The organism is Polaribacter sp. SA4-10, from assembly GCF_002163835.1.
GTDB lineage: Bacteria > Bacteroidota > Bacteroidia > Flavobacteriales > Flavobacteriaceae > Polaribacter.
The window spans coordinates 1,396,091-1,417,534 of the sequence record NZ_CP019331.1; the positions used below are offsets into that span (position 1 = coordinate 1,396,091).

The 21,444-nt window shown below is 28.8% G+C and carries 21 protein-coding genes and 1 tRNA gene; 14 read left to right on the forward strand and 8 right to left on the reverse strand.

The window, feature by feature from the left end:
* The first annotated feature begins 120 nt into the window (after positions 1-120).
* The 4 genes from BTO04_RS06135 (at position 121) to BTO04_RS06150 (ending at position 3,043) form a co-directional block, all read left to right on the forward strand.
* Positions 121-336: a hypothetical protein gene (locus BTO04_RS06135; protein ID WP_087563663.1), complete on the forward strand. Its 216-nt coding sequence runs from the start codon at positions 121-123 to the stop codon at positions 334-336.
* A gap of 20 nt (positions 337-356) precedes the next feature.
* Entirely contained in the window at positions 357-722 is a 366-nt protein-coding gene (locus BTO04_RS06140) for an arsenate reductase family protein (protein WP_087563664.1), read from the forward strand.
* 247 nt (positions 723-969) lie between these two features.
* On the forward strand, positions 970-1,356 hold the full coding sequence (locus BTO04_RS06145; protein ID WP_087563665.1) for a hypothetical protein: 387 nt from the start codon (positions 970-972) through the stop codon (positions 1,354-1,356).
* A gap of 10 nt (positions 1,357-1,366) precedes the next feature.
* On the forward strand, positions 1,367-3,043 hold the full coding sequence (locus BTO04_RS06150; protein ID WP_087563666.1) for an AarF/ABC1/UbiB kinase family protein: 1,677 nt from the start codon (positions 1,367-1,369) through the stop codon (positions 3,041-3,043).
* Between the two features lie 8 nt (positions 3,044-3,051).
* Here the strand turns inward: BTO04_RS06150 and BTO04_RS06155 are convergent, their stop codons facing one another.
* Positions 3,052-3,822, reverse strand: coding sequence for an RNA polymerase sigma factor (locus tag BTO04_RS06155; protein ID WP_087563667.1), 771 nt, complete (start codon positions 3,820-3,822; stop codon positions 3,052-3,054).
* 234 nt (positions 3,823-4,056) lie between these two features.
* Here BTO04_RS06155 and BTO04_RS06160 point away from each other — a divergent pair, with 234 nt between their 5' ends.
* Complete coding sequence (locus BTO04_RS06160) at positions 4,057-4,503, forward strand: KTSC domain-containing protein (protein WP_087563668.1); 447 nt, start codon at positions 4,057-4,059, stop codon at positions 4,501-4,503.
* 75 nt (positions 4,504-4,578) lie between these two features.
* Here BTO04_RS06160 and trxB read toward each other — a convergent pair whose 3' ends face one another.
* On the reverse strand, positions 4,579-5,526 hold the full coding sequence (gene trxB / locus BTO04_RS06165; RefSeq protein WP_087565344.1) for a thioredoxin-disulfide reductase: 948 nt from the start codon (positions 5,524-5,526) through the stop codon (positions 4,579-4,581).
* Between the two features lie 192 nt (positions 5,527-5,718).
* Between trxB and BTO04_RS06170 the strand changes: the two genes are divergently transcribed.
* Positions 5,719-5,793, forward strand: a tRNA-Pro gene (locus BTO04_RS06170).
* A 128-nt stretch (positions 5,794-5,921) separates the two neighbouring features.
* Here the strand turns inward: BTO04_RS06170 and BTO04_RS15725 are convergent.
* The 4 genes from BTO04_RS15725 to BTO04_RS06190 all read right to left on the reverse strand — a co-directional run bounded on the left by BTO04_RS15725 (position 5,922) and on the right by BTO04_RS06190 (position 10,711).
* Positions 5,922-6,080, reverse strand: coding sequence for a transposase (locus BTO04_RS15725; protein WP_087565345.1), 159 nt, complete (start codon positions 6,078-6,080; stop codon positions 5,922-5,924).
* 817 nt (positions 6,081-6,897) lie between these two features.
* Entirely contained in the window at positions 6,898-9,207 is a 2,310-nt protein-coding gene (locus tag BTO04_RS06180) for a FecR domain-containing protein (RefSeq protein WP_087563669.1), read from the reverse strand.
* Positions 9,208-9,213: 6 nt separating this feature from the next.
* The gene (locus tag BTO04_RS06185) at positions 9,214-10,164 is read right to left on the reverse strand and encodes a FecR family protein (protein WP_087563670.1); all 951 of its coding nucleotides are present in this window, start codon (positions 10,162-10,164) and stop codon (positions 9,214-9,216) included.
* Positions 10,165-10,198: 34 nt separating this feature from the next.
* Positions 10,199-10,711, reverse strand: a complete 513-nt coding sequence (locus BTO04_RS06190; protein WP_087563671.1) for an RNA polymerase sigma factor — start codon at positions 10,709-10,711, stop codon at positions 10,199-10,201.
* A gap of 144 nt (positions 10,712-10,855) precedes the next feature.
* Here BTO04_RS06190 and BTO04_RS06195 point away from each other — a divergent pair, with 144 nt between their 5' ends.
* The 8 genes from BTO04_RS06195 (at position 10,856) to BTO04_RS06230 (ending at position 19,428) form a co-directional block, all read left to right on the forward strand.
* Positions 10,856-12,040, forward strand: coding sequence for a PepSY-like domain-containing protein (locus tag BTO04_RS06195; protein ID WP_087563672.1), 1,185 nt, complete (start codon positions 10,856-10,858; stop codon positions 12,038-12,040).
* Between the two features lie 105 nt (positions 12,041-12,145).
* Entirely contained in the window at positions 12,146-12,586 is a 441-nt protein-coding gene (locus BTO04_RS06200; RefSeq protein WP_368356347.1) for a thioredoxin family protein, read from the forward strand.
* A gap of 281 nt (positions 12,587-12,867) precedes the next feature.
* Positions 12,868-13,308: a Rieske 2Fe-2S domain-containing protein gene (locus BTO04_RS06205; RefSeq protein WP_087563674.1), complete on the forward strand. Its 441-nt coding sequence runs from the start codon at positions 12,868-12,870 to the stop codon at positions 13,306-13,308.
* Positions 13,309-13,333: 25 nt separating this feature from the next.
* On the forward strand, positions 13,334-14,323 hold the full coding sequence (locus tag BTO04_RS06210) for an FAD:protein FMN transferase (RefSeq protein WP_087563675.1): 990 nt from the start codon (positions 13,334-13,336) through the stop codon (positions 14,321-14,323).
* Positions 14,316-14,528 (forward strand): DUF4266 domain-containing protein, encoded by a 213-nt coding sequence (locus tag BTO04_RS06215; protein WP_087563676.1) that lies wholly within the window; start codon positions 14,316-14,318, stop codon positions 14,526-14,528. Before BTO04_RS06210 ends, BTO04_RS06215 begins: the two co-directional genes overlap by 8 nt.
* A 19-nt stretch (positions 14,529-14,547) precedes the next feature.
* Entirely contained in the window at positions 14,548-16,005 is a 1,458-nt protein-coding gene (locus tag BTO04_RS06220; protein WP_087563677.1) for a DUF3570 domain-containing protein, read from the forward strand.
* A 74-nt stretch (positions 16,006-16,079) separates the two neighbouring features.
* Complete coding sequence (locus tag BTO04_RS06225; protein ID WP_087563678.1) at positions 16,080-18,026, forward strand: protein-disulfide reductase DsbD; 1,947 nt, start codon at positions 16,080-16,082, stop codon at positions 18,024-18,026.
* A 685-nt stretch (positions 18,027-18,711) separates the two neighbouring features.
* Positions 18,712-19,428 carry a YebC/PmpR family DNA-binding transcriptional regulator gene (locus BTO04_RS06230; RefSeq protein WP_087563679.1) on the forward strand — a complete coding sequence of 239 codons (717 nt, stop codon included), beginning with the start codon at positions 18,712-18,714 and terminating at the stop codon, positions 19,426-19,428.
* 5 nt (positions 19,429-19,433) lie between these two features.
* On the opposite strand, the gene BTO04_RS06235 is transcribed toward BTO04_RS06230, so the two are convergent.
* Positions 19,434-20,483, reverse strand: coding sequence for an AMP-binding protein (locus tag BTO04_RS06235; RefSeq protein WP_087563680.1), 1,050 nt, complete (start codon positions 20,481-20,483; stop codon positions 19,434-19,436).
* Complete coding sequence (locus tag BTO04_RS06240; protein WP_087563681.1) at positions 20,464-21,441, reverse strand: CPBP family intramembrane glutamic endopeptidase; 978 nt, start codon at positions 21,439-21,441, stop codon at positions 20,464-20,466. The genes BTO04_RS06235 and BTO04_RS06240 overlap by 20 nt, the downstream gene beginning before the upstream one ends.
* Between the last annotated feature and the right edge of the window lie 3 nt (positions 21,442-21,444).

Sequence of the window (21,444 nt, forward strand, 5' to 3'; positions counted from 1 at the left end):
ATTAAGGTCATTTTGATTTACTATAAAAAAGAGTACTATTGTTTATGCATTTTCTTGAAAAAAACTTGATTGAATTATAAACTAAACAAAATATTTATTAGTAATGAAATAGTACTGATTATGAAAAAGCTAAACACCATTTTAACAGAAATCACACAACTTACCACAGACATTGAAACTAATTACCCAGAGTTATACAGGTCATTAGATGAAAACCCAATGACAATTCCTTTTGTTAATCATCCTCATTTGAATGCAGAAGTGATGCAAGAATATCTTGAGAGTTTAAAGCAATTATTACGTCATCATTTAGAGACACGTAAATCGAATAAATAATACAATTTAAAATTAATAGTATGGGAGAAATAGCTACATCAGAAAAACAAATTACTTTATTTTATCATTCTAAATCTGTAAGAGCAAAAAAAACGCTGGCTTATGCTAAAGCAGAGGGTTTACCTATTTTAGAAATTGATTTATTAAAGAACAAAATAACAGGAACTCAAGTTATTGAACTTGCTAATAGATTAAATTTAAATGTTTCAGACTTAGTAAATCAAGAACATTCATCTTATAAATCTAATTTTGAACATCATGATTTCTCTACAAATGATTGGATAAAAATGATACAAAAAAATCCTGAAATTATGAAACAACCAATTGCTTTAAGAGGTGATATTACCATTTTAGTAGAAACCCCTAGTGATATTATAAAAATATAATTAGTATTAAAAAATAGCAGCAAGAAAAAAGAGTCAAAAATAAATCATGTTAGAAAAACACATGAAACTGTATTATTTCTGGGTGATAATTAGTCAAATTTTCAAAAAAGAGGCCATTCGTCGTAAAAAAACAACTTCTTATTAATGGGTTTAATTTATCAAAAGTGATTTAAGTCATTTCTATTCTGACTTTAATTTTAAACCTTTGATTAATAAGTAAATAATTGTTTTCTAAATACATAATATCATGGAAAAAGAAGTTATATACAATTCGAGTATGCATTTTGAACATCAACAATGGAAAGGAGAGCTTGCCTTTTGGAAAGATGAGTTAAAATTCTTTGAAAACAGGCTAAGCGAAATTGTAACACGTTGGACGAACAAAGATGTTCTTTCTCAACTAGAACATTATCAAAACGAATTTATACTTCATCATGAAACTATTGAAAACATGCTTGAAGATATTGAAGAACATGAAACCAGAATTGCAGGACAAAGTAAAAAAAACGTGGATGTTTTGGATATCAAATTTGTAAAAATACACGATGTTTTTAGAAATAGAATAGAAAACCAAAGACATATCTATTCTGAACTTAAAAAAACGTTTTTTAGATCTTTAGAAAAATATATGTAAACTATTTTTTATGGTTAGAATTCCTAATAAAACGGAAATTAAAAGGTATAACAAACTTTTTACTGTACTCACAAAGTATGGCTTTAAAAATGTTATGGCTACTAAGCAACTTAAAAAACTGGTTCCTAATAGTTATCTTAAAGACCATCCAGACACGCAAAAATCGCTTTCATATTCTAAATATGAGCGTATTCGTATGGTTTTAGAAGAATTGGGTCCAACCTATATAAAATTGGGTCAAATATTTAGTAATAGAGAAGATCTTTTGCCTCCAGATCTAATTAAGGAATTAAAAAAACTACAAGATAAAGTTCCTGAAACAAATCATTTTAATATAAATGAAGCTATTGAAAAAGAGTTGAATATTACAGTTTCAGAACATTTTGAGTATATAAATCCACTACCTCTAGCTGCAGGATCTCTTGCTCAAGTTCATAAAGCCAAATTATTAACTGGTGAAGAAGTAGTACTTAAAATTCAACGTCCTAATATTGTTAAAATAATTGAGGCAGATATTTTAGTAATGACGCAAGTTGCTAAAAGTTTAGAAAAACATAGTATTCAGGCAAAAGCTTATCAACCATTACAAATTGTTAGTTCTTTTGAAAAAAGCATTAGAGAAGAACTTCGATTTTTAAGAGAAATAAATAACATGAAGCGTTTTGCCAAAAATTTTCAAGGCAATACTGTTATTTATGTTCCAAAAGTATATCTCTCTTTATGTACAGATAAATTAATTTGTATGGAATTTATTGATGGCATTAAAGTATCTGAAAATGGCATTTTAAATTCCTCAAACATAGACCCTGTTATTATTGCAAAAGTGGGTGTAGATTTATATTTGAAACAGGTATTAGATTTTGGTTTTTTTCATGCAGATCCTCATCCTGGAAACATTTTTATTCTTCCAAAAACTAAACAAATTTGCTTTATAGACTTTGGTATGATGGGAACAATTATGCCAAAAGATAAAGATTATTTAGGTGACTTCCTTCTTTATTTCATGCAAAAAAATGTTAAAAAAATTATTTCAGTTTTAGAAAAAATTGCAGTAAAAATAGAGATTTCTGATTATAAAAAATTAGAGTATGATATCTATGAATTAATAGAAGGAGTTAGTAATACTTCTATACAAAACATAAAATTAGGAGATGTACTCTCTAACTTTAAAAGTGTTTTATATGAAAACAAAATAGTTGTACCACATTATTTATATATGCTTATTAGAGCTTTAATAATTATTGAAGGAGTTGGCCTTAAACTAGATCCTGAGTTTAATATAACCGATAATTTACAACCTTATATTTCTAAGATTACACGAAAACAGTTTAATATTAAAAGACTCTTTAAAAAGAATGTAACACGTTTTCAAGACATGGGTACGCTTATAGATCATCTACCAGGTGATATTGACACAATTTTAAATAAAATTAAAGAAGGGAAATTAGTAGTTATCCATGAACACAAAGGGCTTAAGGAGTTTCAAGATGCAACTAGCAAAGCAGCTAATCGTATGGTATTTGCCATAATAATTGCTGCTTTATCTATTGGTTCTTCGATTTTAGTTATCGCAAAAATGCCTCCTTTAATTAATGGTATTCCTTTATTAGGTGCTATTGGGTTTTTAACATCTGCTTTACTAGGTCTTTACATTATCTTTTCTGTTTTTAGGAAAAATCATTATTAAAAAGGTTATTAATTACTAGAATATCTGTTAAATAAACTTCTTTGCAATACTTTTTTCGCATCACTTAAAAGTTTTTTAACCTCATTAATACTTTTCTTTTGTACTGCTGCAATTTCTTCAATTTTCAATTTTTGATTTGTATACAAGTAGAAAACAATTCTCATTTCTGAAGGCATATTGTGTAGTACCAATTCTATATGTTCATTAATATGATCATCACTTAATTCTTTATCTAGGTCTTCTATCAAACCTTTTTCGTTATCCTCTACAAAAACATGATTTAAGCTATAGTCATTATGATTATAAGAAAAATCATCTAGTTCTTCAATCATTAATAAATCTCCATCTCCATCTGTACTAAATTTCTCTTGCATTTCATCCCATTCTGGTCTAGAATAATCATCTATATTTTCAAAGAAAATATCGTTAAACTCTTCTTCTACAATTGTATCTTCTAACAATTCATTGGTTTTTTTAAATAACCAGAAATAGAAGTTTTCTTCATTTTCAACCTCCTCAATATTATCATATAATATTATAAAAAGTTGATCTATAAAATCATCTGCTTTATATTTCTTTTTAGAAAAATGTCCTTTTTTTATTGCAGTATTTAATCTTTGATTTACATACTTTCTTATTTCAGGTAAGATTTTTAAAACCAATTTGTTAAAAGAAGTTTGATTATCTTCTTCTTTTAGTTTAATTAAACTAGAAAATGATTCAGTTACAAATAGACGAAACTCCTTTTTATTTTGGGAGTAAGAAACATTATTTTTCATAATAATACTTTTTTGTTCCTATAAAGATGCAAACAACAAAGGAGTAAAAAAATGATAAAAATCAGTTTTACTATTAATGATAATTATCAAGAAAAGTGCATTATAAATAATCGATACCCAATGTTTTAGTACCAATTTATTTCAAGAATATATTAATACAATGATTAAAGAAAATTACTTCTTTATATATCAGATAATTATACTACTTTTGCACGCAATTTGAAAACAGCATAAATGAAACGTATTAAGGAATATAAAAAGCTTTTTAAAATAGAAGGTCCTATCAACCTAAAAGAATTAAAAACTGCCTACAGAGGTTTGGTAAAAGAATGGCATCCAGATAAATTTACTGATGAAGTAAAAAAAGAAGAAGCAGAAATAGTAAGTACTCAAATTATAGATGGGTATCATTTTTTGGTAAGCATTGCTCCAGAAACGAAAGAAGCTAATTTAGAGGCTTATAAAACTACAATTACAGAGTTTCAAGTTTCAGATTGGCATCATAAAAGTATGTTGTTAGAAGTTACTTTTACAGACGGAAATAAATACGAATACTTTGGTGTTAGCAAAATACTTTTCGGAAAATTTGTAAACGCAAAATCAATGAACAATTTTGGTAAGAGAAATATTTTTAATTCTTTTACTTACAGAAAATCAATGAAAGCTTCAGTAACGGTTTAATATTGATTCTTATAATTCATAAAAAAAAGAGATTGCTTTCGCAATCTCTTTTTTTTTATATATAAAGTAAAAAACCTATTTTAAAGCACCTAAATAGCGCTCTGCATCTAACGCTGCCATACAACCTGTACCTGCAGCAGTAACTGCTTGTCTGTATTCTTTATCTTGTATATCACCGGCTGCAAAAACTCCAGGTAAATTTGTTTTTGTAGACTTCCCTTTTGTAATTAAATATCCAGTTTCATCCATATCTAAAACACCTTTAAATAAGTCTGAATTTGGAGTATGACCAATTGCAATAAAAACTCCAGTTACAGAAATATCTGTAGTTTCTTTTGTTTTATTATTAATAACCCTTACGCCTTCTACCACATTGCTTCCAAGAACCTCATCAATTTCTGTATTATATAATACTTCTATATTTTTAGTTTTAGTAACTCTATGTTGCATCGCCTTAGATGCTCTCATAAAGTCTTTACGTACCAAAATTGTAACTTTACTACAAATATTAGATAAATAAGTTGCTTCTTCTGCAGCTGTATCACCCGCTCCAACAACCACAACATCTTGACCTTTATAGAAAAAACCATCACAAGTTGCACAAGCAGAAACTCCACCACCAATTAAACGTTGTTCACTTTCTATACCTAAATATTTTGCTGTTGCTCCTGTAGAAATTATAATTGTTTCTGCTTCTATTTCTTTAGATTCATCAACAATTACTTTATGCTTACCACCAATTTCATCGCTCAAATCTACACTAGTAACCAAACCAAAACGAACTTCAGTACCAAAACGTTCTGCTTGTTTTTTAAGATCTTCCATCATTGCAGTTCCATCTGTACCTTCAGAATACCCAGGAAAATTATCAACTTCAGTAGTAGTTGTTAATTGCCCACCCATTTGCATTCCTGTATACATTATTGGTTTCATATCTGCTCTAGCCGCATAAATAGCTGCTGTGTAGCCTGCAGGTCCTGAACCAATGATTAAACATTTTATTTTTTCAATATTATCTGACATAACTTTGTATCTATTTTTAATTGTGTAAAAATAAAGTTTTTTCATACTTCTAAAAGCGAATGTTTATAAGTTTTAACAATGAAAATATAATTATTTTTAATAAAGAATTCTTAGTTCTATAATATTCAAAAGAAGTATTGTTATTTTAATAAAAGGGTGTATATTTGCAGTCCAAAATTGAGCAATCAATTTCGGGGTGTAGCGTAGCCCGGTCATCGCGCCTCGTTTGGGACGAGGAGGTCGCAGGTTCGAATCCTGCCACCCCGACTAAAACTTCAGATTCATTTCTGGAGTTTTTTTCATTTACAAAACCCTGTAATTTTAACGGATCAAGTTTAAAAGTTGTAGAATTTTGGAATTATTAAAAAAAACTGCAAGTCTGAAAAAGAAGAATTCTATAGTTTTACCCCTCTAAGTTGTGCTCTAAATGCCTTTATCTTTGCGTTGAAAGATTCTGTTAAAGCATTTGTGCTTCGATCATCAAAATAGTTTAGAATATTTTTGACTAGAGATTGATATTGTTCTAGCGATGAAGTTAAAACTTTTAAAAGCAGCTTGTCTTACTTTTTCGCCCCATTTGGCCAGTCTTATTACTGCAGAAGTTTTGTTTTTAGTATTATTAAATATTCAAAAAATGTTTTGACATAATTTGTATTCTTTTTCTACATCGAAATACTTATCAAATAAGATATTGGCCCTTTAGGATTGGTTTTCAGCCCACTTACTGGTAGGCTTATAAAGTAAGTATCTACTTCTAGTGAATATTTATTTTATTCCATTCTTAATTATATTTTCAACTTTTTCACAAGTAAAGAATATATAATTGGTTTTAGTTCTCATTTTTAAGTTGAAAATTTAAAATAATTTCCTACTTATTAGTAAATGTGAATCGTTGAATTTTCACAATCTTAAGCATACAAAAGAGGTGAATCAAAATTTAAAATACTCATATACATTAATTTAATTGATACAAGTTTGTTAATAATTACAGCTAGGTTTTACGATACATAATTTTCTATAGCATAAAAAAATGACCAAGCCGAAAGTAAAATAATTGCGAAACAGTTTCTCTCAAACTTAGGAATGGAAAGCGATAACATTAATATAATTTGTAATTGTATTAAAGCAACTAAAATGCAGCAAAGCGTAAATATAAATTATCTTAAATTCTATGTCATCCAGATATATTTAATATCAGCAACTTACTTTTCTTCTATAGAAAATTATTACTTTTTAGAGAATGGGAATTATTTTGTGAAGTGCTTATGATAAGCAACCTTTAGAAATAGGTAAACAATATAACATTGAAAACATAAAAAAAATACTTGCTTATTTTAAAACGAGTTTTACTAATTATAGATTAATAACATATTACCAATCTACCCTAAATAAAAAGTTCGGCACAAAATTAACGGCATATTTATCTAAAACCAAAATCGGGTCATTTGGTATGTTATTCCCTGTATAATCTCTACCAATATGGTTTTTTTGACTATAAACATTCCTTATTGAAAAGCCTATCTTCCCTTTTAAACGAGAGTCTTTACTAAAAGAAAAAATATAAAATGAAGAAAGATCTAAACGATGATAATTTTGAAGCTTTCCTGTGTTAATTTCATCAAAAACAATACTATTGTCATTTGGGTCTACGTTTGAAATTGTATAGGGCTTTCCTGTGTGCCATTTCCAACCTAAAGCAACTTGTAAATTTTTAGTTTTGTAAGCTATAGAAGTAGATAAAGCTTGCCTTATTTCATTACTAGAAGTAAAGTATTTATTATCATTTATACCATCATATTTATTCTTAATATCTGTAAAAGAATAACTAATCCATGTTTTTATTCTGTTAAAATCTTTTTTTACATAAATATCTGTTCCAAATATTTTCTGTCTACCATTATGAAACCTATTATTTCCTGCACTTAGAAAACCTAAAGAAAGTGAAGTTATTCCAGAGGTGTTTTTTATATAAGTATCAATATCAAAACTCCATTTATTTTTTTGATATAAAAAACCTGCAGAAATTTGTTTGCTATTTATTATGGGAGCTGTATTACCATCTGCTAATCGCCAAAGTTTATTTTCAAGAGATAAATCACTTAAAACGGTTTCTTCTATTTGACTAATAATTTGATTTCTAATTTCTCCCGAAAATTGAAATTTTAAATTTTGGGTGATATTTTTTAACAACAATAATCTTGGTTCCAATCTAAAAGCATTTAATTGGTTATAATAAGTTGCTCTTAAACCTATATCAAAATCAAAATATTTGAAATTTCTATTTGAAAAATTTCCAAAGATGGAATATGTGTCGACTTTAGAATTATTTTTATCTAAAATATAGCGTAAATCTTTTGTTTCAATAAAAGAATACTTTACATTTTTAAAAGAAGATTGATAACCAAAGTTAAATAAGTTTGCCTTTTCAGTTTCTAATGAAAACTCAGTTAAAAAATTAGTTTCCTTTATGGTATTCTCTTTATTAAAATCTGAAACTTGGCTACCATTCTTATTTGTTATAAAATTATAACTTAATCCATAATTAGAATGGCTAATCTTTGTTTTTTGTGAAATGTTTTCACTCCATGATTTTCTCCAATTTAGACTATAGCCATCATTTTCTCGATCTAACACATCTTGATTTGAATTCGTATTATTTAAATCTTTATAGACGTGATCTAAGTCGTTATCAATATGAATAGTACTAAAAGAAAATGAGTTCTCTTCATTTAAAAAATAGTTTAATTTTAAGTTATAATCTTTAAAATTGAAATCTTCTTCAGATATATCATTGTCTTCAATTGAAGTATTTTGAAAGACCTTATCTTCGAGTTTATGAAAAGTTTTAGTTTCGTAATAATCTTCATAAGACCTCCTAAAAGAAACTAATACACTTAATTTATCCTTTACTATTGGCACCTCAATATTTGCATCTGCACTTATACCATTAAAACCAAAACCAAAATGTGTTTTAGAAACAACCTCATTATTACTAGAGAGCTCAATTACACTAGAAATTCTCTCTCCAAATCGTGGATTTGTACCTTTGTTATGAAAAGTAATATTTTTAGTTATATAAGGGTTAAAAGGAGAGATCATACCAAATAAGTGTCCTGTATGATACATGGTTATATCATCCCAAATAATATGGTTTTGGTCTGGAGTACCACCTCTAACATGAAGTCCAGTAGCTGTTTCATTAGGGCTTATTACTCCTGGTAATTCTAATATACTTTCTAATACATCGGCCTCTGTTAAACCTGGTAAAATGTCTAACTTTTTTGGTTTAATAGTATAGGTTGCATTTTTACTTTTTGAAATACCATTAGCTAGATAGCTTTTTATAATTACTTCACTTAATTGTTCTAATATCTTTTCGGTTGTATCTTTTTGATTAATTATAATATAACGTTCATTTATAAACTTAAATTTAATATTTAAAATAGCTGAAAGCTCAAAAAGTATTTCTTTTAGTGTACGTTGTTTTTCATTTAAAGAAACCGTTTTGTTTTCTATAGATTCATCTAAATAAGATATTTTGACATCAAATTTTTTCTCTAGTATTTGTATAACTTCTGTAGCAGGTACATTTTTAAAGTTAATTAGAATAGAAGGTTCTTCTTGAGAAAAAGCTAACGTTGAGTATAGTATTAAAAATAATGCTAATAATATAGCTTTCATAAAACTCTATTTAGATAATTTTATTTTGTTTCCTGTGATATAGTATTTAACGTTAACTGTCTCAAAAACAGAAGCCAATGCAACATTTAAATCTTTATTATCAAAGCTACCTGTAAAAACAATAGAGTCATCAATAGAAGCGCTATCAAAATCGATGTTAAACTGTTTATGCAAAGCATCTATTACAATAGAAAGTGGTACACTTTTAAAACTACTTTGACCAGAAACCCATGATGGTCTTTCATTTTGAAGATTAGGGGTATATGCAGTTAAACCATTGTTATTCCTCACCGCTTGATTTCGAGTAATTATATGTTCTATATTATTACTTGTAACCTTAACGCTACCTTCATAACAAACAACATCAAAAAAGTTTTTAATAGTATTTACATTAAATTGTGTTCCTAAAACTGTAACAGTTCCATTAGGTGTAGTTACTGTAAACTTGCTACCTTTTTTCACTTTAAAAAACGCTTCTCCATTTAAAAAGACTTCTCTGTTGGTTTTCCAATTTTTCTTGTTATAGGTCAGTTGAGATTTTGCATTTAATATAACTTCAGAACCATCTAAAAGAGCAATTATTTGTTGTTCTCCAAAATTAGATTGATAATCAACATCATTATTAAATAAAAAATTATTGATGCTAAAAAATAAAACTAATGAAGCTGCAACAGCAATCGCAACTTTAGCGTATAAATTAATGATTTTACCTTTTGGCTTTTTGTTTGTTTTTACCTTTATTTTCTCTTTAATACTGTTAAATGTAACATCTAAGGGTTTTTCAATTTCAACAAACACATCTATTCCTACTTTTATTTTTTTAAAAGCTTTATAATCTTCTTCAGAGACTAGTTCTTTTAGCTCTGCATCAGAAATTTCTCCTTCTAACCACTGGGCTAAAAACACATCTTTATCATTTTGAGTAGTGTTCATTTCAATATTTTTACCTTTTTTCATTACTAATACAATTAATTTTAAAAAAACCCTACTTTTAAATATTACCTATTTTCTCTCTTAAAACCAATAATGCACCATGCATTCTTTTTTCAACTGCTTTTACAGAAATTCCTAATTGTTCTGCAATGTCTTTATATTTCTTTTTTTCTATTCTATTTAATAAAAATACTTCGCGTTGAATTTTAGGTAAATCTGCAATTGTTTTTTCGAGTTTAATTAAAAACTCTTCTTCTAACATTATAAACTCAGGAGACTCATTAGTACTTTCTTTGATCGATAATTTTTGATGTGCATTTACTACTTTATTATGCTTAATTATGTTAAGGAATAAATTATTAGCAATCGTGTACAGATAGCTTTTAACCGTATCAAATAGTACTTTTTCACAATCCTCCCAAATTTTAACAAAAGTATCTTGTATAATGTCTTCTGCTATATCTGCATCTCGTGTTTTAGAAAAGACAAATCGTTTAAGGTTTTTTGCATGCGTATTAAAAATACTTTCAAATACTTTTTCATTACATACATTCTTTAAATCATTATTCATTTAACAGCCGTATTCATTAAGTTTTCAAAGTTATGTAAAAAAAAACAACATTTCTGGTAGGGTATTTTAGAATGTTATTGTATTAGATCTGAATATTCAATAAACAAAACATAAAAATTAATTAGCAATTTATAATCATTAAAAATGAAAAATTTAAAAATCAACTTATTAAGCTTAGCAATGGTAGCCGTATTCTTTTCTTGTTCTCAAAATGACAACGGAACTTTAGCCCCATATGAAGAGCCCACAGAATCCGCAAAAAGTATAACTGCAAATACAGTTATAGAAGGTGTTAAAACTCATGTAAAAAGCGATGGTTCTTTTAATAACCCAACAAACCCAGAAAGCAGTATTGAATTCGATTTTGGTTTCGATTTTGTGTACCCAATAACACTTACATATAATAACGGAACTGAAGTAGTTGTAAATGATATTACTGAGTTAGCAAAAGTAGCTTCAACTATTACAACATCAAATTATATAGATGGTATAGCATTTCCTTTCACGGTAAAAAGAAATGATGGTACAGAAGAGACAATTAGTAGTGAAGCAGATTTTGAGGACACTATAAATAGCCATGATACAGATAATGATGGCATACCAAATTATACTGATACTGATGATGATAATGATGGTGCTTTAGATACACAAGAAGATGCAAACCATGATGGAGATTCTACAAATGATGATGCAGATAATGATGGTGTGGCAAACTACCAAGACACAGACTCTGATAATGATGGGCAATTAGATCAAGATGAAGATAATGATGGTGACGGAGATTTTACAAATGATGATTCTGATAATGATGGAACCCCTGATTATACAGATTCAGATTCTGATAATGACGGTACTGATGATGGTGAAGATAGTGATGATGATAACGATGGCACCAATGATTCTGATGAAGATTATAATGGAGGAAACGGAATTGATGGTTCTAATATAGACCCTGCTTCGCTTCCTCAAACAATATTAGATTACATCACTCAAAATTATCCTAACACAACAATAACTGAGGCAGAAGTTGAAAGTAATGGGAACTATGAAGTGTCCCTAAGTAATGGAGTTGAATTATATTTTAACAGTACCGGTGATTTTTTAATGACAGGCAATGATGATAACGGCGGGAATGACGACAATGATAGCTCTAATATAGACCCTGCTTCGCTTCCACAAATTATATTAGATTACATCACTCAAAATTATCCAAACGCAACAATAACTGAGGCAGAAATTGAAAGTAATGGGAACTATGAGGTATCTCTGAGTAATGGCGTTGAATTGTATTTTGATCAAGATGGTAATTTTTTATCGATAGGAAACTAATTTTTAAAACACCTTAATGAAAACAGACAATAACAGAATTAATTAAAAATCTCGAAAGCAACTATCATTATAAATAAACGTGGTTGCTTTCGATAAAAAAATAAAATGATGAGAATATTAGTTACTATTATGTTTATTATAGTTTTTCCTTCTTCAATAAATGCTCAAGAATGGAAAACAGATTTTGAAGCAGCAAAAAAGACAGCAACTATAGAGAGCAAAACCATCATATTGGTTTTTCAAGGGTCAGACTGGTGCGCTCCTTGTATTAAACTAGATCGCGAGGTTTGGAGTACCAATACTTTTAAAACCTATGCTAAAGAGCATTTTGTAATGCTACAAGCAGATTTTCCTAGAAGGAAGAAAAACACTTTATCAAAAGAACAATCAGAAGCAAACGGAAAATTATTCGAGGTATATAATAAGAATGGTATTTTTCCTTTTGTGGTTATCTTAAATAGTGAAGGAAAATTGCTCGGTGAAACAAGCTATAAAAAAACTACCCCAGAAAAGTATATCAAAGAAATAAACGCATTTATTAAATAGCATAAAAATGAAGCAGATATGCATATTATTCACTTTTCGAATACTTATACTAACTGTAAACTAATTAAATAGTAAAACTGTTTGGACAGATACAGCTATTATTTTCACAAAAGAAAATAATGTTAACTGGAACTTACAGACGAACCAAGATAGAATTGTAAACAATGTTTGGTTAATACGTAAAAATAATAACAAATATAAAAAGTGGTTTTTTTTGTTTTGAAGTTGTATAAGTTCTAAAGAACATTTAAAAGTAGTAAAAAAATAAACACTCAAATATTATGAATCGTAAAGAATTTTTAAAATCAATTGGAGCAGGTGCTGCATTCGCGATAACTTTCTCTTGTTTAGGTGGCTGTACAAATGATAATGGAGATATGTTTCCAGATGATATTGCCCTAAACCCAGACCCCGTAACAGGTGCGTTTTTAACTATAGACCTGTCTGCAGCTTCATCAAGTGCTTTAAAAAATAATGGTGGGTACTTAATTAAAAATAATATTGTTGTTGCAAAAGACTTATCTGACAACTATGTAGCAGCAACTGTAAGATGTAGTCATGAACCTAGAGATAAAATTATTTTTAGGAATAATGAATATTATTGTACAGAGCATTCAGCTCGGTTTAATTTAGCAGGAAGTGGTCTAAATAGTAAAGGAAGTAATAATCTAACAACTTACAATACTTCATTAGATGGTAACATCTTAAGCATTACAGCTTAATTTTTGTTTAAAATTTTAAAATAATATGAAAGCTCCAATCTTTTTATTTGCCTTGTTTTTTTCTTTAGTAAATTATGGTCAGCAGCCCTATAAGAAAACACTTAAACTTATGGGGTGTCATTTTGAGATTACTTTAGTTGCAAAAGATTCTATGACTGCAAATAGACAAATAAATACAGCAGTTATAGAAATTACAAGAATCGAAAAATTAATTTCTTCTTGGGATAAAAATTCACAAACATCAGAGATTAATCGAAATGCAGGAATAAAACCTGTAAAAGTAGGTGTAGAATTATTTCAACTCATAAAACGAGCATTAAAAATTTCTAAACTTACAAATGGTGCTTTCGATATTAGTTACGCTTCAATGGATAATGTTTGGTTTTTTGATGGAAGCATGACAGAAATGCCCTCTAAAGATATTATTAAAAAATCTGTTGAAAAAGTAGGCTATCAAAATATAGTTTTGAATGAAAAAAATCAATCTGTATTTCTGAAGAAAAAAGGAATGAAAATTGGTTTTGGTGCACTAGGAAAAGGATATGCGGCTGATAAAGCAAAAATATTATTGCAAAAATCAGGAGTAACTTCTGGTATTATTAATGCTTCAGGAGATTTAAATGCTTGGGGAACACAACCTACTGGTAAAGAATGGTTAGTAGCAATTGTAAACCCATTAAATAAAGAGAAAGTATTTTCTTGGATGCCTGTAAATAATAGCGCAGTGGTAACCTCAGGTAATTATGAAAAATATGTAAAATTCAATAACGTTTTATATACACATATAATAGATCCAAGAACAGGGTATCCTGCTACCGGTGTTCTAAGTGTAACAATTTTTACAAAAACAGCAGAATTAGCAGATGCATTAGCTACTTCCGTTTTTGTAATGGGTGCAGAAACTGGGTTAAATTTTATAAACCAATTAAAAGGTGTTGAATGCATTATTGTTAATGAGAATAATAAAATGATTACATCTAAAAACATACAATTAAAAACGATAAAAAATGATTAAAAAAAGTTTAGTTCTTATAGGTTTAATTCTGTTTGCAAGTTCATGTGTTGCAGTTAAAGATTATGAAAAAATAAAAATTAATGATCCAGATATGGCATTGGCTCAAAAAAAAGTTGGTAGATATGAAACTATTGCTCAAGTATATCGTGAAGGAGCTGCAGGTGCAAATGGTGGTAAATCTGGTGGTGGCTGTGGTTGTAATTAATTAAAAAAATAATGATATTATGAAATATTCTTTTATACTAGTTGCACTTTTTTTTATACAAACTATTTCTGCTCAAAAAGATGCAACAAAAGTATATAAAAAACGTATTTTAGAAACTACAGAAGTAGATTTTTTAGCGAGTTACTATGTGCAAAATGGAGATAATGCTTCTGTTACAGGAGGTATAGGAAATGAATTTTTAACAGACATCGCTTCATCAATAATTATAAGTTTACCAATAAATGCAGACGATGTTTTAACCATTGATGCAGGAATTTCTGCGTATACTTCTGCTTCTTCTAGTAATGGAAATCCTTTCGACTCTACTGGAGCTTCTGGAAACGGATACGATGATGACGATGACGATGATGATTACGATGACAAAAGTAGGGCTGTAGCAGCAAACACTATTGGTAGTCCTTGGGTTGCTTCATCTGGTGCTTCTAAAAGCGATGTTTGGTCAACCATAAGTGCCGATTATTCACATACTTCTAATGATAGAGATTTTAGCTGGAATGTAAATGCTTCTTTTTCCTCAGAATATGATTATACTTCTGTAGGTTTTGGTGATGGAATCTTAAAACAATTCAACAAAAAAAACACTACTTTGGGTATCAGTACTAAAGTATATATTGATAATTGGAGCGGTATTTATCCAACAGAATTAAAATCATTTAAGTTGGTAAATGGAGATTTAAGTCAAGGCTTTTTTAATGGAATTACTATTTTAAACCAAAATGGAAATGCAAGTACTAGTTGGAAACCTTTAGGAGGTGAATTTAATATTATACAAGATAAATCTAGAAATACATATTCAGCTTCTCTAAGTTTTTCACAGATATTAAGTCAAAACGCGCAAATATCATTGTTCTTAGATGTGGTAAATCAACAGGGTTGGTTAGCGAACCCGTTACAGCGAGTTTATTTTAAAGATGTAGCAAATTATTACATTGGTAATGCAAATAGTATCTCAAACTACACTTCAAGCAACAATAAAGATGTTTTTCAATTAGCAGATGATATTGAAAGATTGCCAACTAGTAGATTTAAAACTCCAATTGGAATGCGATTTAATTATTATATAAATGAAACTTTTGTTGTAAGAACCTATTATCGTTATTATTTTGACGATTGGGGTTTAAAATCTCATACAGCTAGTCTAGAAATTCCTATAAAAGTGTCAGACAAATTTACATTATATCCTTCTTATAGGTTTTATACACAAACAGCAGCAAATTATTTTGCACCTTATGATCAACATTTATCTACAGATAAATACTATACTTCAGATTACGATCTTTCAGCATTTAATTCAAATCAGTTTAGTTTTGGGTTTTCATACACAGATATTTTCGCAAAATCTCATATATGGCAATTTGGATTAAAGAGTATCGACTTAAAATATTATAAATATGATAGAGATACCGCATTTGGTTCTAATGTCATAAATGTTGCCTTAAAATTTGTAATGGATTAACTTCTCTGTTTTTTATAAAAACAACGCTACCTTTTGATTGTTAAATCAAGTAGGTTTAAATACCACACCTAAAAATGAAAAAAATAGTAATAATTTTAATTACACTTATTAGTCTTACCTTAAATGCACAAGAAGGAATAATTAAACCCGTTAAATGGGATTCTAAAGTTGAAAAAGTTTCTGATACTGAATATAATGTTATTATAACAGGAACTATTGATAAAGAATGGCATGTATTCTCACAATTTACAAATGAAGCTGGCTCTTTGCCTTCAGTGCTTTCTTTTGAGAATTTAGATGGAAATTATGAACTTATTGGCGCTGCCAAAGAGAGCAAAACAATTTCGGCTTACAGTAATGTTTTTGAGGTAAATGAAACCTATTTTCTTAATAAAGCTGAATTTATCCAACGGATAAAAATCCTAAATAAGGATATCAAAAAAATATCTATAAAACTAGATTATCAAGCCTGTAAAGAAGTTTGCATTAATAAAGAAGCATATTTTACCCTAAATTTAGATGGAAGTAAAATGGTTCTTACGAATGTAATCCTAGATAAAAAAAGTAAACTACTTTCAAATAGTTTGTTGCTAGATTTAAAGCATAAAGAACGTTTACAATCTGGTTCAGAAGAAATTACTTTAGAAAGTAATTTGTGGAAAATTTTTGTCCTTGGTTTTTTGGGAGGTCTTGTGGCGCTGTTAACTCCTTGCGTATTTCCCATGATACCACTTACTGTTTCTTTTTTTACAAAACAATCAGGAACTAGAAGTAAAGGAATTACAAATGCGGTACTATATGGGGTATTTATTGTAGTAATTTATGTTGCATTAAGCATACCTTTTCATTTCTTAGATTCGGTAGATCCTGAAATTTTAAATACAATATCAACCAATATTTGGTTGAATGTTATCTTCTTTGTGATTTTTATTTTCTTCTCTTTTTCGTTTTTCGGATATTATGAATTAACACTTCCTAGTTCTTGGTCCAATAAGATGGATGCTGCATCAAGTACAGGTGGTCTTATTGGTATCTTCTTTATGGCAGTAACCCTTGCATTAGTCTCGTTTTCGTGTACAGGACCCATTTTAGGATCTTTACTTGCTGGCTCACTTACAAGTGATGGAGGCGCATTTCAATTAACAGCAGGAATGACAGGGTTTGGATTGGCACTTGCATTACCTTTTGGACTTTTTGCGCTATTCCCTAATCTTTTAAAATCACTACCGAAATCAGGTGGTTGGTTAACAACTGTTAAAGTAGTATTAGGTTTTATTGAGCTTGCATTAGCCTTTAAATTTTTATCAAATGCTGATTTAGTTTCTCATTGGGGAATCTTAAAAAGAGAAATTTTTATTGGAATTTGGATGGTAATTTTCTTACTCATGGCTTTATATTTCTTTGGTTTTATTAGATTTCCTCATGATGGTAAAAAGAAATTCAGTTTTCCAAAAGTTTCATTTGCAGTTTTAATAATTGCTTTTGTAATTTATCTAGGAACTGGACTTACTAAAAACTCACATTTAAAGTTATTAGCTGGTTTTCCTCCTCCAACTTTTTATAGTCTTTATGAACAAGAATCAGATTGTCCTTTAGGTTTAAATTGTTTTAAAGATTTTGATAAAGGTCTTGCGTTTGCAAAAGCAACCAACAAACCTATATTATTAGATTTTACAGGTTGGGCTTGTGTTAATTGCAGAAAAATGGAAGAAAATGTTTGGAGCAATCCAAAAGTATATGAAGTTTTAAAAAATGAATATGTATTAATTTCATTATATATCGATGATAGAAAAGAATTACCTAAAGAAGATCAATTTAAAGTTAAGTTGAATAAGAATCATTTAAAATCTATAGAAACTATTGGAGATAAATGGTCCACTTTTCAATACCTCAATTTTCAAACAGCTTCTCAACCCTATTATGTAACGATGAGTAATCAATTAGAAATACTGAATGAAGTAAAACAATATACTTCTACAGATGAATATTATAATTGGTTGACAGATAGCTTAAAAAATTAAGAGTGTAATCAAATTTTAAGTGAGTGAGAAAAAAAAGTGAAATCTAATATAATTTAGACAACTCAATAAAATAGAAAAAAAACGCGGACAACAAAAAAACTTTAGTTACTAATTATTATTTTACATGAAGAAAAAATGAATTTAAAAGATTGAAAATTATTAAAGAATTAGACTATAATTTAGTTTTTTTTTCGAAAAATCAGAAGAGAGTATTAGAGTAATTAGAAGAGTTTTTTTTAAGAAAAATTAGTTCCTGAAAATGAGGAAATAAATTTTTTCAAAATCATTAAGCCTTATGTTTTTAGTTCTTAACATAATAAAAGAGTGTTTAGACAAATAGCCTCATCAATTTATAAAAGGAATGGATTTTGTAAATTACAGCGGTAATAAAAAAGAAATTAATAATAAATATTTGACTGTATATAACGGGTTTTAATGAATTTAAATTTATAACCCTGTTAAACACGTTTCATCTAAACACCCTATTTCAATTTAACCATTAGATCTACAATCCGATTCAAACTATTTTAGTCTTTTTCCTAAAATAATGATTTTACTATATAGTGGCGGTTTAGTTATCAATCTACCACACAGGCTAAAAACTGTTATAGAAAAGTTGTGATACAACTTCCTAATTTTTTACATTTGCTACAATATTAATTTTTACACAAAACAATCACTAAAAATGGGTAGAGCATTCGAACTTAGAAAAGGACGTAAGATGAAACGATGGTCAGCAATGGCAAAAACTTTTACTAGAATTGGTAAAGACATTGTTATGGCTATTAAAGATGGTGGTACAAATCCTGATTCAAATTCTAGGTTAAGAGCTGTTATGCAGAATGCAAAAGCTGCAAACATGCCTAAAGAGAATGTAGAAAGAGCGATAAAAAAAGCAACAGATAAAGACACTGCAAACTACAAAGAAGCACTTTTTGAAGGTTATGCACCTCACGGAATAGCACTTGTTTTAGAAACTGCAACGGATAATAACAACAGAACAGTAGCCAATGTTAGATCTGCTTTTAATAAGTGTGATGGAAACTTAGGCACTTCTGGTTCCGTTATTTTTATGTTTGATCATGTTTGTACGTTCACTATTAAAAAAGAAGATATTACCATTGAATTAGAAGAATTAGAATTAGAACTTATCGATTTTGAAGTTGAAGAAGTTTTTGATGACGAAGAAGGAGTTATCATTTATGCACCGTTTGAACAATTTGGAGCGATACAAACTTACTTTGAAGGAGAGAATGTGGAAATTTTATCTTCTGGGTTTGAAAGAATTCCAACTACAACCACTAAACTCAATGAAGAACAGCAAGCTGATGTTGAAAAATTATTAGAAAAATTAGAAGAAGATGATGATGTACAAAACGTATATCATTCTATGGAAATGTAGAATTTCTATCTTATAAAACTTATCAAATCCAACGTTTTATTTCGTTGGATTTTTTTTGTCTCAGTTTCTATAAATTCATTAACAAAATAAATTTCTTTTGGAACTTCGAATTTAGAAAGGTTAGCATTTTTAAAGCTAATATTTTGATGATTTCCTTCAACAACCAAAACCAGCTTTTCTCCTAATTTTTTATCAGGAATTCCTGCTACAAAAAAACGTTGCTCAATAATTTCTAATAACTTCTCTTCTATTTTCTCTGGATGCAATTTAATTCCTCCAGAATTAATTACGTTATCAAACCTACCTAACCATTCAAATTCTGTATCAGAAATTAATGCTACAACGTCATTTGTGAAAATAATTTCTTCTGCTACTTTTTGAGCGTCAATCACCAAACAATTATCCTCATTTTTATAAATAGTTACGTTTGGTAAAACGTGATAAAAAGCAGGTTTTATTTTTAAATTGTTTAGCTTTTTAACTGCAATATGTGTTATTGTTTCCGTCATTCCATAGGTAGCAAAAACTTGAGTAGTTTTACTTTTTAGTTTATTCTGAAGTTCTTTAGCAACGACTCCTCCACCAACAATTAACTTTTTAACTTTTTCTAGCCTGTCTAATGAATTTTCTAATTGCAATGTTACCATTGCAGAAAAATCATACACTTTATTACTGTTTTTTAAAGGATAAGAATCGGCCTCAATCACATCTAATTTCCAGCCCAATACAATGGCTCTAATCAACATCATTTTACCAGCAATGTATTCTGTAGGTAAGCACAATAAAGCTGTTGTATTTTCTTTTAAATCAAAGAAAATTCCAGTAGCCAATGCAGAATTTATCATGTTTACTTTTTGCAACTTAATCAACTTCGGTTTACCGGTAGATCCTGATGTTTTTACGCAAATAAAATCATCGTCAGAAAACCAATCAGTTAAAAACTGATAAATAGTTTCAGAGATTGTTTTCGTATAATTTAGCAACGCATCAACCGACGAAAATGATTTTCCGTTTATTTGAAAAGACGTATGAATATTATTCTGTTCCAATTTCATCTAAAATGCTATAATTCTCTTTTAAAGTAACAGGTTTTTCAATTTTTCCTATTAGTTTTTCTTTCCAGTTTTTCCATCCATATTTTTTAGAAAAAAACAATAACATTAACGGATATAAAACCAATACAGGAAAAAACATTTCCCAACCAACAGATGGTTCAGAAGTATCTATAAATAAGGCATCCGTTTGAAAAACGGTCCAATTTGTTGTTACAAAAAATGCAGCAACAATATTATTTATTGCGTGTAAACCCAGCGCCAATTCAGTTCCTTCATCCATTAAAGTTGTAATTCCGTAAAACAAACCTGTTCCAATATAAAAAACCATAGAAATATAACCTAGTTTTTCTACCTCAGGGTTGGCGCCATGCAGTAACCCAAAAACTACTGAAGTAAAGATTAAAGGGAACCATCTATTTTTTGCTAAGGTCCCTAAACCCTGCATAAAATAACCTCTAAAAAGCAGCTCTTCAAAACTAGTTTGAAATGGTAAAAATAGCAACGAAATTGCAACTAAAGTAAAAAACGGAACGGGTTTAAAATTCCAAATAAAATCTTCTGGTGATAATAAAATTCCTAAAACAATCATAACAAATGCCAAAACTCCCCAGGTGATAAAACCAAACCAAAAACGTTTCCAGTCAATCGTTTTTCTACTTGTTACTAATGAAGTTATAGCTCTTTTATGAACGTATTTTACACCAATAAAGAGAAATATTAAACCTAGAAAAAACATTAACACCATCAAAAACAGAAAGAGATTACTATTAATTCCCAATGTCATAAAACTATCTGCAGAAGCTTTTGTAAACTCCCCCATATCTACAGAATGCATAAAAGCAACTGTCATTAAAGGCAAAACACCTAAAACTTGCCATCCAAAGAAAATTAAAAGAAGAGTAATTACCCAATGATACCATTCATTTTTCCCTTTAAATGCTTGTTGTATAAAATTCATTTT